The organism is Corynebacterium camporealensis (genome assembly GCF_000980815.1).
Lineage (GTDB): Bacteria > Actinomycetota > Actinomycetes > Mycobacteriales > Mycobacteriaceae > Corynebacterium > Corynebacterium camporealense.
On record NZ_CP011311.1, the window covers coordinates 808568 to 822267 of the forward strand.

Consider the following 13700-nt stretch of genomic DNA (forward strand, 5'->3'; position numbering starts at 1 on the left):
GTTTAGCAGCTGAGCTGGCAGCCGAGTGCCCCCGGATTTTCCGGGGGCGTTTTCGCGTTTTAGTTCATTAAACAAAGTGTGGAATTACATATATAACGCCGTAATGTGCAGTTCAACAAAGGTTTACTAAGGCTTTGATAGGTGTTTTGATCTCGTTCTCGCCCCGTTAGTTTCTGCTGCCTAGGTTTGTTACTTGCTGCGTAAGGCACTGTGCTGGCAGTGCGCGCGGTATTGCAACAAGGAAATGCACCCCAGGCATAGCCTGTAACCAACCGACGGAGCATCGTCTCGTGAGAACTCGATCAGTAGCGCGTCTTTCAGTAGCAAGTATTGCTGTTGCCCTCGTGGGCTCCCTGAGTAGCGTCATCGCTCAGGCTCAAGATTTAGTCCTTGGTGAAGAAACCCAGTCCGTTGCTCACCGTGGGGACAAGGAGTATCACCCAGACAACAGCCTTGCTGGAATTGAATCAGCAATCGCGAAGCAGGCTGACTGGATTGAAATCGACTTACAGTACAACCGCGATGGGGATGTGTTCTTCCTGTCTCACGACAACGGTTGCTCGGGCCCAGGTGGCATCGCGCTGATTGATACAGCGAGCTACGAAGACGTCGTCAACAAGTGTCAGCTCCCCGAGCTTGATGATTTGTTCGATATCGCTCACCGCACCGGGTATGACTCCTTCGTCTACGAGTTCATAAACACCCCGTTGACTGCTTCCCAAGGCGGCAAGCGCTTGGCGCAAGAGATTACTGCTCAAGGCTTCCAGAACGACTCTTGGGTTTCTGGCTTTAGCGACATTGCTTTGGATGCCGTTCGCGAAGAGCAACCAGCGATCAACCTGATGCGCGTGCGTACATGGACTGGCGAAATCCCACTGTCGCGAACCTGGATTGATTCGACCGTCCGGCGTGGCTACGGCGCCCTCAACATCAACGTCGATGCGTTGACTCCCGAACGTGTCGACTATGCGCACTCCCAAGGACTATTGGTTTCTGCCTGGGGATGGCCTGATGCGCTTGAAGAAGACAACCAACGCGCTATCGACCTAGGCGTGGACATGTTTATGACTGACCGCCTGGATCATCTCAACATGCTGCTCAGCAACTAATTTTTCTCACTCATCTCACCCCCGAACTGGAGAACTCTCATGTTTAACCGCAAGCTCACCACCGTTATGGCCGTAACCGCGGCTGCAACCCTCCCCCTGTCCGCCTGCGCAATTGGCGGCGGCGGATCCTCTGAAAACGGCGAGGACAACATCGTCGTGTCCTACAACACGCCGGAAGAGTGGGCTAACTGGCGCGAGGTGCTGGATAAGTTCACGGAGGAAACCGGCATCGATGCACCGAATGACCCGAAGAACTCCGGACAGACCTTGTCGGCACTCTCTGCAGAGAAGGCCGCTCCGGCAGCAGATGTTGCCTACTACGGCATCGTCTTCGGTATGAATGCACAGGAAGAAGACCTGATCACCCCGTACCAGCCAGAAGGCTTCGATGCGGTTCCAGACAACCTGAAGGATCCAGAAGGCAACTGGTTCACCGTCCACCAGGGCGCTGTGGCCATGCTGGTCAACACTGATGAGCTTGGCGATGCCGAGGTTCCACGTTGCTGGGAGGATCTGAAGGATCCGCAGTACAAGGACATGGTTGGCTACCTGAACCCAACTCAGGCTGCAGTGGGCTACTCCGTGCTGACCGCAGCGAACCTGGGCCTGGGTGGCGACCTGGACAACTTCGAGCCGGGCCTGGAGTGGGCTGAGGAGATGGCTGCCAACGGTGCTCAGACCCCGGCACAGACCGCTACTTCCTCTGTGCAGCAGGGTGAGATTCCGATCCTCATCGACGCTGACTTCAACGGCTACATGCTGGCCAACGAAGGTTCGCCAATTGAGGTTGTGTACCCATGCGAAGGCACCCTGAGTATTCCGTACACCATGAGCCTGGTCAACGGTGCGCCGCACGAGGAGAACGGCAAGGCCCTGCTGGATTATGTACTTTCTGATGCAGCACAACAGGAGTTCGCCGCTAGCTTCCTGCGTCCAGTTCGCGAGGACGTAGAGTTGCCGCAGGAGGCACAGGATGCGTTCCCGAGCGACGAAGAGTACAACGAGCTGGTCAACGATACCGACTTCGAGAAGATGAACGAAGTTCAGGACGACGTCATGGCTTCTTATGAGGAGCGAGTTCGTTAGTAATGGCGCGAACTTCTGCCCCTTCCAACTCCTACCTACGGGCGTCCTGGCTAGCGCTGCCACTGTTGGTGGTCTTGGCATTTGTCCTGGTATGGCCGATGTTGACCCTGGGTATTCAGAGTCTTACTACTGAAGACTCTGTCTTTACCCTGGAGCGCTACATCAACGTCATGACCAGTGAGCGTTACTTGAGTTCACTGGCGTTGACGGCCGGCTTGGCATTGCTATCGACAGTGCTGGCGCTCATCTTGTGCGTGCCTGCTGGACTGTACATCAGCTCTGACAACTCACTGTTGGGCAAGATTCTGGCAGTCGCATTGTCTATTCCGATGAGTTTGCCGGGCATCGTCATTGGCTTCTTCATCATCTTGCTCGTTGGCAACACCGGCGTGGTCCCCTTGCTTTTTGAAGCAGCAACAGGAGAGAGGCAGATCCAGATTGCCTATACCTGGATTGGCCTGACGCTGGGTTATGTCTACTTCCAAATTCCGCGCGTGGTGCTGGTTATCCGCGGCGCCTCCGATGGAGTCAGCGATGAAGTCATCAACTCTGCGCGTGCATTGGGAGCTAACACCGCGACAATTTATGGGCGCGTGATTTTGCCAGCCTTGCGTCCTGCCATTGCCAGCGCGAGTGCGTTGTCCTTTGCGACAGCATTCGGTGCTTACGGCACAGCCGCAACTTTGTCGCGCGGCCTGCGCGTGATGCCCATCGAGATTGCCGCTGCCTTTACCGATAACTTCCAGCCCGCCACAGCTGCAACACTCAGCCTGGTCTTGGCTGGCGTTACAACGGCAGTTCTGGTCGGTGTGAACGCATGGGGTGCTAGGAAGAATGTGAGGTCTGCTGTATGAGTACTGCAACATCGCAAAGCGCAGCTGCTAAGCCACGGCCAAAGAAGAAGCAACTGGATCCGGTGGAACGCGTTGGCAAGTTTGCGGCCATCTTCACCGCGTTCCTTACGCTGGTGCCCATCCCGATTGTGCTGTTGGTATCCATCAGCAGTAACTGGGTTCAGGGCCCGTTCGCCGGTGTAACTTTCGAGTGGTTCGCACGTGCGTGGTCGCGTATGGATCAGGCGGTATTCGTCAGCTTGCAGATCATGGTCATCGTCTTGACCATCGACCTGATTGTGGCCTTGCCTGCCTCGTGGTTTATCACGCGCTATCAATTCCCAGGCCGGTCGGTTCTGCGCTCAATGACTTCGTTGCCACTGGCTATTCCGGGCATCGCGATTGGTTTGGGTTTGATTCTTTCCTTCCCGCACCTGCGCGAATCTGGTTGGTTGCTGGTTGCAGGTCACGTGCTTTACACGATTCCTTTCTTGCTGGGAACACTGATTCCAGCGATGGATAGCCCGCGCCTGAAAGACCAGGAAGTCGTTGCGTCATCCTTGGGCATGCACCCGTTCCGCACCTTCTTCACGGTGACGTTGCCGGCTATTCGGCGTGCGCTCTTTGGCGGAATCTTGATGGTCGTGACGCTGTCGCTGGGTGAGTTCAACGTATCCTTCTTCCTTTTCACCCCGACGGCCCAGCCGATGCCGGTGTTCCTCTTCGACAGTTATCTCACCGGCCGTATTGAGCAGGCTGCAGCGCAGACAATTATCTTCCTCGCGATGGTGATTATCCCCGCGATTTTCCTTGAAAAGTTCCAAAAACAACAGGTAGGAGCTGCCTAAATAATGTCAGACCGTAAAAATGATGCCGCACAAGCGGCCTCGCTGGAACTCACCGGAGTCAACTTCCGGTATCCCGGCGGCGACAAGCTGGCGATCAGCGACATCAATGTCTCCGTCGAGGCAGCATCGATTAGCGCGTTGGTTGGCCCCTCCGGTTGTGGCAAGTCCACCTTGCTGAAGACCGTCGGCGGCATGATTGCGCCGGAAGACGGCCAAGTGCTTATTGGTGGCAATGACGTCACCCATACGCCAATGACCAAGCGCAAGATTGGTTGGGTTCCTCAGCAGTACGCACTCTTTGAGCACATGGACGTCAAGAGCAATGTCGCGTTTGGCCTGCGCGCACAGAAGTTCCCCAAGACGCAGCGCGTCGAGCGCGTCAAAGAAATGCTCGAGCTGTGTCAGATGACGGAGTTCGCTGACCGTGCAGTTGATGAGCTCTCTGGTGGTCAGCGTCAGCGTGTGGCTATTGCGCGTGCGCTTGCACCGTACCCGCGACTGCTGCTGCTCGATGAGCCACTGGCAGCACTCGACCCGCAGCTGCGCGGAAAGCTGCGCGCTGACCTACGCAAGATGATCCGCGATGCGGGTGTGACCACCATTATCGTCACCCACGACCAGGAAGAAGCCCTCGCCATGGCTGACCACCTCGTGGTGATGAAGAAGGGAGAGGTCGCACAATCTGGTGCACCAAGCAAGGTGTGGTCCCGTCCAGAAACTGCTTGGGTGGCGTCCTTCTTGGGCAATGCGCAGGTCATCCCAGTGCTGAAGAACCTGGACGGTAACCGCAGTGAAATCGCGCCGGGACTGGACGTTCCCACCACTGGCGATGGTGGTTCGCGAGTTGCGGTTCGACCTGTCGACTTCGTCGTTGAATCTGCTGAACATGCCGAAGGAGTTGAAGCAGAGATCATTGATAGCGAGTTCCACGGTGACTCCTATGCCGTCACGGTTCGTCTGCACGGCGAGCACGATGACTTAGTCCTTCCCGCACGCTCCCACGCAGAGCGGGAACCAGGCGAGGTGGTCCGTGTGAAAGCAAGTAATCATCGAGAGGTACCGGAGGTACGTTAATGACTACACAAGAGATTAAGTCCGCAAAGCTCACCGTCATTGGTGCATCGGCATGTGCGCCGACTGAACTGGGTGCTGCTTCGGGGTATTTGCTCGAAGTAGAAACCACCGAAGGAAAAGAAGGCATCCTCATTGACTGCGGCCCGGGCGTTATTGCGACGCTGGCCAAGGAAGAGATGCTGGACCGTGTGACCGCATTGCTGGTCTCCCACTCGCATGCGGACCACTGTGCAGATCTGACTGTGCTGGCTTACCGACGCTCTTTCCCTGAGGTGCTGCCGCAGATCCCACTCATCGCGCCAGAAGACCTTACTGGTCGTTTGCCGAAGCTGGACGAAGTCTTTGGTATCCCAAGTTTGGACACCATGCGCACGCCGTTGGAGTCCCAGTTCGATATCCAGGTTCGCAATCCTGGTGAGAACTTCGAGCTTGCTGGTTTGCAGGTTGAGACCATCACCGCGGATCACCCGGTCCCGACGATGAGCATTAAGTTCCCAGAGCTGGGCTTCGTGTACACCGCAGATACTGCTTACACCGATGATCTGGAGAAGTTCGCGCAGGGCGCAGACTTCCTCCTGGCTGAGTGCACCTACCGCGCGGCAGACAAGGTGGACGTGAGCGGACATGGCCATCTGGATGGGCACACCGTCGCAAAGCTCGGGCACAACACGGGAACTGCCCACCTGGCAGTAACTCACTTGGCTGACCCCGCGCAGACCGATGAGATTGCCGAGGAAATCCGTACCATCCATTCCGGTGGTTTCACCATGGTCGCGCCGGGGATGGAATTTAAGCTTCGCTAAGGGTGCGAAGCTGAACTTGGACCTAGTTCACAGTGGAGAAAGGCCATCTTATTGTGCGATGGCCAACTCCGTTTCGATAGAGTAGTGCGCATGACTGAGTCTGTAGTAGTTAATGTTGCCTGGCCCTACGCCAACGGCCCGCGTCATATTGGACATGTGGCTGGTTTCGGCGTTCCCTCCGATGTGTTCGCGCGTTACCAGCGAATGCGGGGCCGCAACGTGCTGATGGTCTCCGGTACGGATGAGCACGGCACCCCGCTGCTGGTGCAGGCTGACAAAGAGGGTGTCTCCGTTCGTGAGTTGGCAGACCGCTACAACCGTCAGATCGTTCAAGACCTGGCGGGGCTGGGTCTGTCCTATGACCTGTTTACTCGTACCACCACGCGTAACCACTACGCGGTGGTCCAGGAGCTGTTTAAGGGCCTGTACGCCAATGGCTATATGCTCAAAGAAACCACCAAGGGTGCTATTTCCCCGTCGACGGGTCGTACGCTGCCGGACCGCTACATCGAGGGCACTTGCCCGATTTGTGACGCCGATGATGCCCGCGGTGACCAGTGCGATAACTGCGGTAACCAGCTGGACCCGGTGGACCTGATTAACCCGGTGTCCAAGATCAATGGAGAGACTCCAGAGTTCATTGAAACTGAGCACTTCCTGCTGGACCTGCCATCGGTGAAGGATGCGCTGGCGAAGTGGCTGGATACCCGTGAGGACTGGCGCCCGAACGTGCTGAAGTTCTCCCAGAATCTGCTGGAGGACATGCGCCCGCGCACCATGACCCGCGATATTGACTGGGGTATTCCGATTCCGGTCGAGGATTGGCAGGACAACGGCGCGAAGAAGCTGTATGTCTGGTTCGACGCGGTGATTGGTTACCTGTCTGCTTCCATTGAGTGGGCAAAGCGTACCGGTAACCCGGATGCGTGGAAGCAGTTCTGGCAGAACCCGGATGCCCGCCACTACTACTTCCAGGGCAAAGACAACATCACCTTCCACTCCCAGATTTGGCCAGCAGAGCTGCTGGGTTACGCCGGTAAGGGTTCTAAGGGCGGTGAGCTGCACACCTACGGAGAGCTCAACCTGCCGACTGAGATTGTCTCTTCGGAGTTCCTTACCATGTCGGGTTCGAAGTTCTCCTCGTCTAAGGGCGTAGTGATCTACGTCAAGGACTTCCTCGAGACCTTTGGTCCGGATGCGTTGCGCTACTTCATTTCTGTGGCAGGTCCAGAAAACAACGACACTGACTTCACCTGGGATGAGTTCGTCCGTCGCATCAACAACGAGCTGGCCAATGGCTGGGGCAACCTGGTCAACCGCACCGTGTCGATGGCGCACAAGAACTTCGGCGAGGTGCCGGTTCCGGCAGCACTCGAGGACGCCGATAAGAAGATTCTGCAGCTGGCAGAAGAAACCTTCGACATCGTCGGTGAGGCACTAGAGCACTCCAAGTTCAAGCAGGGCATTACTGCTGCTATGCACGTTGTTGGTGAGGCCAATGCTTACATCGCCGACCAGGAGCCGTGGAAGCTGGCCAAGGATGAGTCCAAGCGCGAGCGCCTGGCCACCGTGCTGTGGACTGCGCTGCAGGTCGTATCTGACTGCAACGTCCTGCTGACTCCGTTCCTGCCGTTTATCGCACAGCGTGTCCACGAGACTCTGGGTCGTACGGGTATTTGGGCAGCAGAGCCGAAGATTGAAGAGGTCGTCGACGACCTACCGGTCGAACTGGTCGGTGTGGGCCTGCCGCCGCAGAACCACCCGTACCCAATCATCACTGGTGACTACACCAAGCAGGAAGCTGCCTGGAAGCGCATCGACGTCGTGCCGGGTACTGAGCTCAACAAGCCGAAGCCACTAGTGAGCAAGCTGGACCCGAAGCTCGGCGAGACCGGCCCGGAATGGGCACCGGTGTAGCACTAACGCTCAAAATCCAGCTGCAAGTGCACGAGGCCGAGGCGCTGCCCATGCTTGGTATGGATATTCGGCATGCGCCCGGTCTCGACGAAGCCGAACTTCTCATGCAGTGCAATGGAGGCTGCATTCGTATCCACGATGTAGGTAATGATCGTGTGCACGTAGTCGTTGTCGGCGGCGTGCTCCACAATCTTTTCCATTAGTGCACTGCCCACACCTTTGCCCTGGGCAGCGGCATCAATATAGATGGAATCCTCTGCGGTGCCGTAGTACAGCCCCGGAGTCACGAACTGGAAATAGGCAGCCCAGCCTAGGATTTTGCCGTCTTCTTCGGCGACAAAAATGGGGTAGCCATCCTTGTCCATCTGCTCAATCCATTCTCGGCGCTCCTCGACGCTGTCTTGCCATGTCACCAAGTTGGTGGCGGGGCTGGCAGCGGAGCCGGCGTTATAGATTTCGGTGATGGCGGGGGCATCGGCAAGTTCTGCGCGTCGAATCTGCATGCTTTCAAGCTAGCAGGCAGGATCGTTACAATCGACGACATGTCTAAGAAGAAGCCACGTCCGATTCCTCAACCTGCCCCAGGGCTCAGCAAGCTTATCGATGCCCACACCCATCTGACCTCCTGCAAGGATGAGGCAGGGGACATCGTCAAGCGTTCGCTCGATGCAGGGGTGGAGCGCATGTGCACCGTCGGCGATGGCTTTAACGAGGCCAAGGCGGCGCTGGACTTGGCGCGCACCTTCGACAATGTCTACGCCGCCTGCGCCATTCACCCGACCAAGGCGGATCAGCTTAACGAACAAACCCGCGTGCAGCTCACAGAGTTAGCAAAGGATGAGCGCTGCGTGGCCGTTGGTGAAACCGGCCTGGATACCTACTGGATTCACCACGACCCGGAGAATACTGCCAGCCTGGAAGTGCAGGAAGAAGCACTGCGCTGGCACATTGACCTGGCAGTCGAGACCGGCAAGACGCTGATGATTCACAACCGCGAGGCCGATGAGGATTTGCTGCGCATACTTGGCGATGCCCCGCAGCCCACCCGCACCATGCTGCATTGCTTTTCCTCGCCGCTGGATGTGGCCAAGGAAGCCATTGAGCGCGGCTACATTCTGTCTTTCGCCGGCAACGTCACCTTCAAGCGCAATGAAGAAATGCGCCAGGCAGCTGCGTTGGCACCGGCAGGGCAGTTGCTGGTGGAAACCGATGCGCCGTATATGACCCCGGAGCCCTACCGTGGAGCCCGCAACGAGCCGACCTTTATCGGCCATACGTACAACTGCATTGCCGAGGCGCGCAACGTGCCAGTCGAGCAGCTTATCGAGGAAGTTAACGACACTTTTGACCAGGTTTACCAACTTAAAAACTAGGTGTGGTAGTTTTCACAATTCCTAAAGTGCCTGGTCAGTGGTGTTGGATGTGGTAATTGTGACTGCCGTGGTGGCAGTGATGCGTGCTGGTGAGTCGTGTTCGACGTGACCGTGCTGTTATCGTATTGTTATTCATTATCCGCCCCGCCCCCTTAGAGGTTGAGCGGGGTTGAACATTGTCCCACAGTCGATGGAAGAGTTTTATGTCTCCAGCTTCTCAGATTAAGCGCATCAACAATTCCCGCTCCCTGCCACTGCGCGTTGCAACCGGTGGCGTTCTGGGCACCCTCGCGGTCGGCGGCGTTGTCGCTGTCGGCGCGCAGAAGGATCTGACTGTTGATGTCAACGGCGACAAGGTCGAGTTGGCTACCTTCTCCAAGGACGTCGATGGCGTGCTGGAGGCCGCTGGCGTTGAGGTAGGCGCCGATGACCTGGTCTATCCGGCACCGTCTGAGGAAGTTTCCAACGGCGATTCCATCACCGTGCGCACCGCAAAGCCGGTGGCGCTGGTTATCGACGGCAATGAGCAGCAGCTGTCTTCGACCGCACTGACCGTTGCTGACCTGCTCGGCGACATCGATGGCGTGGCACCGGATGCCGCTATCAGCGATGGTGACAAGATTCTCGATGGCGATGAAGCTGTCGAGGAGGGCATGGAGCTCAAGGTCGTCTCCCCGAAGATCATCAAGGTTAACGACGGCGGCAAGATTACCTACACCAAGATCGCTGCCGAGACCGTGACTGACGTGCTCGAGGCACGCAACATCGACGTCGACGACGACGATCGCGTTTCCCCGTCCGAGGACACCCCGGTGACTGAGAACATGACGATCACCGTCGACAAGATCGATACCGAGATCTTCGACGAGACTGAAGAGTTCGACGCTGAGCCTAACTACGTCGATGACCCGGAGCTCGAAGAAGGCAAGGAAGAAGTTCGCGAGGAAGGCGTAAAGGGCGAGCGCAACGTCACCCGTAAGCTCGTCAAGAAGAACGGCGAGAAGGATTCCGTCGAAACCATCAAGGAAGACGTTGTCCGCGAGCCAAAGCCTGCCACCATCGCCCGCGGCACCAAGCCGAAGGCTGAGGGCAACACCGGTGCCGATGCACCGGCGGTCGCTGACGGTTCCGTCTGGGATTCCCTGGCACAGTGTGAGTCCGGCGGCGACTGGTCCATCAACACCGGCAACGGCTTCTCCGGCGGTCTGCAGTTCACCCCGTCCACCTGGCACGCTTACGGCGGCGGCGAGTACGCGGCCGATGCTTCCCAGGCCACCCGCGAGCAGCAGATCGCTGTTGCTCAGAAGGTCCAGGCCGGTCAGGGCTGGGGAGCATGGCCTGCGTGCACCTCCAAGCTGGGCATCCGCTAAAACACTTATCTCTCAAAACCCGCGCCACCCGAAGGCGCGGGTTTCGTGCTGTCTGGACTAAGTTGGAGTGCATGACTGAAAAGACTGCGCAGCTGCTCGGCCCGGTAGAAATCCGCCAACTGGCCGAGGAACTCGATGTCGTGCCCACCAAAAAGCTGGGCCAAAACTTCCTGCATGACCCCAACACCATCCGCCGCATCGTCGCTGCCGCGGAGCTGTCTCCCGACGACCGCGTCGTTGAGGTTGGCCCGGGTCTGGGCTCGTTGACTTTGGGCCTACTGGAAGTCGTCGAGTCGGTCACCGCGGTCGAAATCGATCCCCGCCTGGCTGCGCAGTTGCCGCACACCGTCGCTGAGCGCGCTCCTGGACTCGAAGACCGCCTGCGCTTGGTCGAGAAAGACGCCCTGCGCGTTGTTCCGGAAGACCTCGGCGAACCCACCGCTTTGGTTGCTAACTTGCCCTACAACGTGTCCGTTCCAGTCCTGCTGCACCTGCTGGAGACTTTCCCCAGCATCCGCCGTGTGCTGGTCATGGTCCAGCTTGAAGTCGCCGATCGCCTCTCCGCACAACCAGGTTCCAAGATTTATGGCGTGCCCTCGGTCAAGGCTTCCTTTTATGGCAACGTCCGCAAGGCAGGCACCATCGGTAAGAATGTCTTTTGGCCCGCCCCGAAGATCGAATCCGGGCTCGTCCGCATCGACGTTGAAGAACGCTGGCCGCGTGAACTGCGTGAGAAAGTCTTTCCGCTTGTCGATGCCGCCTTTGCCCAACGCCGCAAAACCCTGCGCGCCGCACTCTCCGGTCACTACGGTTCCGGCGCCCAGGCCGAAGAAGCCCTGCGTGCTGCCAGCATCGAGCCGACCCTGCGCGGTGAAAAGCTCGGCGTCGAGGACTTCGTCCGTCTCGCGGAGGTGAGCTAAATGAACAGCACACAACAGCTGGAAGCAGCAGCGCATGCCAAAGTCAACGTCTTTTTAAGCATCGGCCCTGCCCGCGACGACGGCTATCACGAACTGACCTCCGTCTTTCAATCCCTCGACATCTCCGACCGGGTGCGCATCCGCGAGGTGGATCCCGCACAGGACGAAGCAGACGCGACAACGACATCTCGCGTGACGGATCTATCCGTCGCTGGGCCTACCGCAGATGGCGTTCCTGCCGATTCTTCCAACTTGGTCTGGAAGGCAATCGATGCCGTGGTCGACCGACTGAGTGCACTGCACGGCGTGCAGGAAAACCTGCCTGCAGTAGAACTGGAGATTTTCAAAGAGATCCCTACCGCAGGTGGCATGGCTGGCGGTTCCGCGGATGCTGCCGCAGCACTGCGCTTGGCCGATGCTTTCTATGCCCCGCACTTTGGTAGCAGCGGGCTAGGGGAGCAGGAGCTGCACTCTTTGGCTATTGGCCTGGGCTCCGATGTGCCCTTCACCTTGCTGGGCGGCACGGCGCTAGGTACTGGTCGCGGTGAAAACCTCACCCCGATGCTCTCACGCGGCCAGTTTCACTGGGCGATTATTTTAAGCCCGGAAGGACTCTCGACTCCGGCGGTATTTAAGAAGTTGGATGAGCTGCGGGCAGCAGGAAAAGCCCAGGGCACCGAAGCAGATACCTCTGCGGTGTCCCAGGCTTTGATTTCTGGTGATGCTCGCCAGCTGGCCAAGGTGCTGCACAACGACATGCAGCCAGCCGCGTTGTCACTGCGACCGCAGCTGCGCACCGTGCTGGATGCCGGAGTGGCTGCCGGCGCACTAGCCGGCATGGTGTCAGGCTCCGGCCCTACCTGTGCGTTCTTGTGCCCGGATGCCGATACCGCACAAGAAGTTGTTGACGACGTGCACTTCGATCTTCCGAAGTACCGCGGCGTTACCTGTACTGGTCCGGCACCAGGCGCGCGACTGATTTAAGGCGGTAGACTTACCGCCTTGTCCGTCCTACAGGACGGCCATTTCGGTGGGCTGGAAGTCCAATTCAATGCGCTTGGTGACTTCGCGCTTGTGCAGGTCCACCACGACGAGTTCTTGATTCTCGGCATCGGTGATGTAGGCGTAGCCATCTGCTGACTTGAGGATGGGTCCTGGCTGCTGCCATTCTTCCTTTTCTTTCCACTCGTCAATGGCTTTGACCTTGTCCTCAATCTCGCCGGTATCCGGATCGATGATGTTGAGGTTGCCGTCATAGGTCAGTACGAGTCCTTCGCCCAGCGGGCCGCGGGCAAGTGAGCGGAACCAGTAGGACGAGCCAAGGTCCACAGTGCGCGCAGTGTTGTCGGCGGTGTTGATGAGTGCGACGGACTCGGGGCGTTCAAATTCGGCGTCTTCTTCAGTCTTATTATCGGCCAGGATGACATCGGATTCCTCCGAACCGGCTGCATTGCCGGAGCGCTGGTAGCCACCCGCACCGGCATACTCGCTGACGTCGACCTTGTGGAATTCCTTGCCGTCAAAGACGACTGGACCGTCCTCACAACCAAAGAAGATGTGCCCGTTTCCGGCAGCGGCCTCGCCGTGCACGCCGGGGCACTTGGTGGTTTCGCTCAGAACCTCGCCGTCTTCATCCAGGTGCTGGATGGTGTGGCGTTCGTCTTCGGTGCCCTTGGTAACGACGACGGAACCGTCCTCAAGTGGGACCGCGACACCATGATGGGGTGCGCCGGTATCGACGGTGCGGAGAGGTTCTTTGCCTTCGGCTAGCTCGTCGGTCTTGTAGATTTCCGCGACACCGCTGCCATCGGCGAATAGTGCAGTGTAGCCGTCGTGGTGGACGACGTGGCCGGCATGGGGTGCGTTGAAGGTGGCATCGTCAAGCGTGGGCTCTTGCACAAAGTAGTGGTTGTGGTCGCCGTGGGGCTTGGTGACCAAACCGGAGTCGTACAGGCGGAACTTATCACCCTGGGTGACCAGTGCGTGGCGGTCATCGCCAGCATTGTTGATGCGCAGGAAGCCAGGCAGTTCAGATTCTTCGAGGACCTTACCCTCGTCATCCAGGGTGGTCACGCCGCCGTCGTGAGTGAAGATGAGTCGAGTAGGAAGCTCAGCAACTTCCTCTTGGCCTTCGGCGGCGTGGTCATGGTCGTGCTCGTGGTCATGCTCATGCTCGTGTGCGTGACCGGCTTCGTTGGTCGGATCCGATGCGGCCTCATTGTTATCCGGATTGGAGCAGGAGGTGATTAACAGTGCGGCACCGGTGAGTGCGGCAAGGGTGGTGTAGATGGGTTGTCTCATGGAATTGAAAACTATTGCAAATGAGACTCGATTGCAATAAGGATTGGAAGTGGGGGTAGAAACAGC

Annotated in this window: 13 protein-coding genes; 11 read left to right on the forward strand and 2 right to left on the reverse strand. The window is 58.0% G+C overall.

Annotated features, from left to right (window positions below; translation table 11 throughout):
* Positions 1-344: 344 nt before the first annotated feature.
* From UL81_RS03830 to metG, 7 genes are all read left to right on the forward strand, one after another.
* A complete protein-coding gene (locus UL81_RS03830; protein ID WP_035107147.1) occupies positions 345-1109 on the forward strand; it encodes a glycerophosphodiester phosphodiesterase in 765 nt (254 codons plus the stop codon).
* A 39-nt stretch (positions 1110-1148) separates the two neighbouring features.
* Positions 1149-2195, forward strand: coding sequence for an extracellular solute-binding protein (locus UL81_RS03835; RefSeq protein WP_035107148.1), 1047 nt, complete (start codon positions 1149-1151; stop codon positions 2193-2195).
* A 2-nt stretch (positions 2196-2197) separates the two neighbouring features.
* Positions 2198-3049, forward strand: a complete 852-nt coding sequence (locus UL81_RS03840) for an ABC transporter permease (protein WP_052097812.1) — start codon at positions 2198-2200, stop codon at positions 3047-3049.
* Entirely contained in the window at positions 3046-3876 is an 831-nt protein-coding gene (locus tag UL81_RS03845) for an ABC transporter permease (RefSeq protein ID WP_081961601.1), read from the forward strand. The genes UL81_RS03840 and UL81_RS03845 overlap by 4 nt, the downstream gene beginning before the upstream one ends.
* 3 nt (positions 3877-3879) lie before the next feature.
* Entirely contained in the window at positions 3880-4950 is a 1071-nt protein-coding gene (locus UL81_RS03850; RefSeq protein WP_046453278.1) for an ABC transporter ATP-binding protein, read from the forward strand.
* On the forward strand, positions 4950-5753 hold the full coding sequence (locus tag UL81_RS03855; protein ID WP_035107149.1) for an MBL fold metallo-hydrolase: 804 nt from the start codon (positions 4950-4952) through the stop codon (positions 5751-5753). The genes UL81_RS03850 and UL81_RS03855 overlap by 1 nt, the downstream gene beginning before the upstream one ends.
* A 90-nt stretch (positions 5754-5843) precedes the next feature.
* Complete coding sequence (gene metG / locus UL81_RS03860) at positions 5844-7670, forward strand: methionine--tRNA ligase (RefSeq protein ID WP_035107151.1); 1827 nt, start codon at positions 5844-5846, stop codon at positions 7668-7670.
* 2 nt (positions 7671-7672) lie between these two features.
* Here the strand turns inward: metG and UL81_RS03865 are convergent, their stop codons facing one another.
* Positions 7673-8173: a GNAT family N-acetyltransferase gene (locus UL81_RS03865; protein WP_035107152.1), complete on the reverse strand. Its 501-nt coding sequence runs from the start codon at positions 8171-8173 to the stop codon at positions 7673-7675.
* Positions 8174-8212: 39 nt separating this feature from the next.
* Here UL81_RS03865 and UL81_RS03870 point away from each other — a divergent pair, with 39 nt between their 5' ends.
* The 4 genes from UL81_RS03870 to UL81_RS03885 all read left to right on the forward strand — a co-directional run bounded on the left by UL81_RS03870 (position 8213) and on the right by UL81_RS03885 (position 12317).
* Positions 8213-9043 (forward strand): TatD family hydrolase, encoded by an 831-nt coding sequence (locus tag UL81_RS03870; protein WP_035107154.1) that lies wholly within the window; start codon positions 8213-8215, stop codon positions 9041-9043.
* 203 nt (positions 9044-9246) lie between these two features.
* A complete protein-coding gene (locus UL81_RS03875; RefSeq protein WP_035107157.1) occupies positions 9247-10413 on the forward strand; it encodes a resuscitation-promoting factor in 1167 nt (388 codons plus the stop codon).
* A 71-nt stretch (positions 10414-10484) separates the two neighbouring features.
* The gene (gene rsmA / locus UL81_RS03880) at positions 10485-11333 is read left to right on the forward strand and encodes a 16S rRNA (adenine(1518)-N(6)/adenine(1519)-N(6))-dimethyltransferase RsmA (protein ID WP_035107159.1); all 849 of its coding nucleotides are present in this window, start codon (positions 10485-10487) and stop codon (positions 11331-11333) included.
* Positions 11334-12317: a 4-(cytidine 5'-diphospho)-2-C-methyl-D-erythritol kinase gene (locus UL81_RS03885; protein ID WP_035107162.1), complete on the forward strand. Its 984-nt coding sequence runs from the start codon at positions 11334-11336 to the stop codon at positions 12315-12317. It abuts the gene before it with no gap.
* A 27-nt stretch (positions 12318-12344) separates the two neighbouring features.
* Here the strand turns inward: UL81_RS03885 and UL81_RS03890 are convergent, their stop codons facing one another.
* The gene (locus tag UL81_RS03890; RefSeq protein WP_046453279.1) at positions 12345-13634 is read right to left on the reverse strand and encodes a beta-propeller fold lactonase family protein; all 1290 of its coding nucleotides are present in this window, start codon (positions 13632-13634) and stop codon (positions 12345-12347) included.
* Positions 13635-13700: the final 66 nt, after the last annotated feature.

Coding starts and splice junctions, on each gene's coding strand:
- UL81_RS03845 (WP_081961601.1), top strand. CDS start 3,046: ATGAGTACTGCAACATCGCAAAGCGCAGCTGCTAAGCCACGGCCAAAG.
- UL81_RS03885 (WP_035107162.1), top strand. CDS start 11,334: ATGAACAGCACACAACAGCTGGAAGCAGCAGCGCATGCCAAAGTCAAC.
- rsmA (WP_035107159.1), top strand. CDS start 10,485: ATGACTGAAAAGACTGCGCAGCTGCTCGGCCCGGTAGAAATCCGCCAA.
- UL81_RS03870 (WP_035107154.1), top strand. CDS start 8,213: ATGTCTAAGAAGAAGCCACGTCCGATTCCTCAACCTGCCCCAGGGCTC.
- UL81_RS03855 (WP_035107149.1), top strand. CDS start 4,950: ATGACTACACAAGAGATTAAGTCCGCAAAGCTCACCGTCATTGGTGCA.
- UL81_RS03875 (WP_035107157.1), top strand. CDS start 9,247: ATGTCTCCAGCTTCTCAGATTAAGCGCATCAACAATTCCCGCTCCCTG.
- UL81_RS03840 (WP_052097812.1), top strand. CDS start 2,198: ATGGCGCGAACTTCTGCCCCTTCCAACTCCTACCTACGGGCGTCCTGG.
- metG (WP_035107151.1), top strand. CDS start 5,844: ATGACTGAGTCTGTAGTAGTTAATGTTGCCTGGCCCTACGCCAACGGC.
- UL81_RS03850 (WP_046453278.1), top strand. CDS start 3,880: ATGTCAGACCGTAAAAATGATGCCGCACAAGCGGCCTCGCTGGAACTC.
- UL81_RS03835 (WP_035107148.1), top strand. CDS start 1,149: ATGTTTAACCGCAAGCTCACCACCGTTATGGCCGTAACCGCGGCTGCA.
- UL81_RS03865 (WP_035107152.1), bottom strand. CDS start 8,173: ATGCAGATTCGACGCGCAGAACTTGCCGATGCCCCCGCCATCACCGAA.
- UL81_RS03890 (WP_046453279.1), bottom strand. CDS start 13,634: ATGAGACAACCCATCTACACCACCCTTGCCGCACTCACCGGTGCCGCA.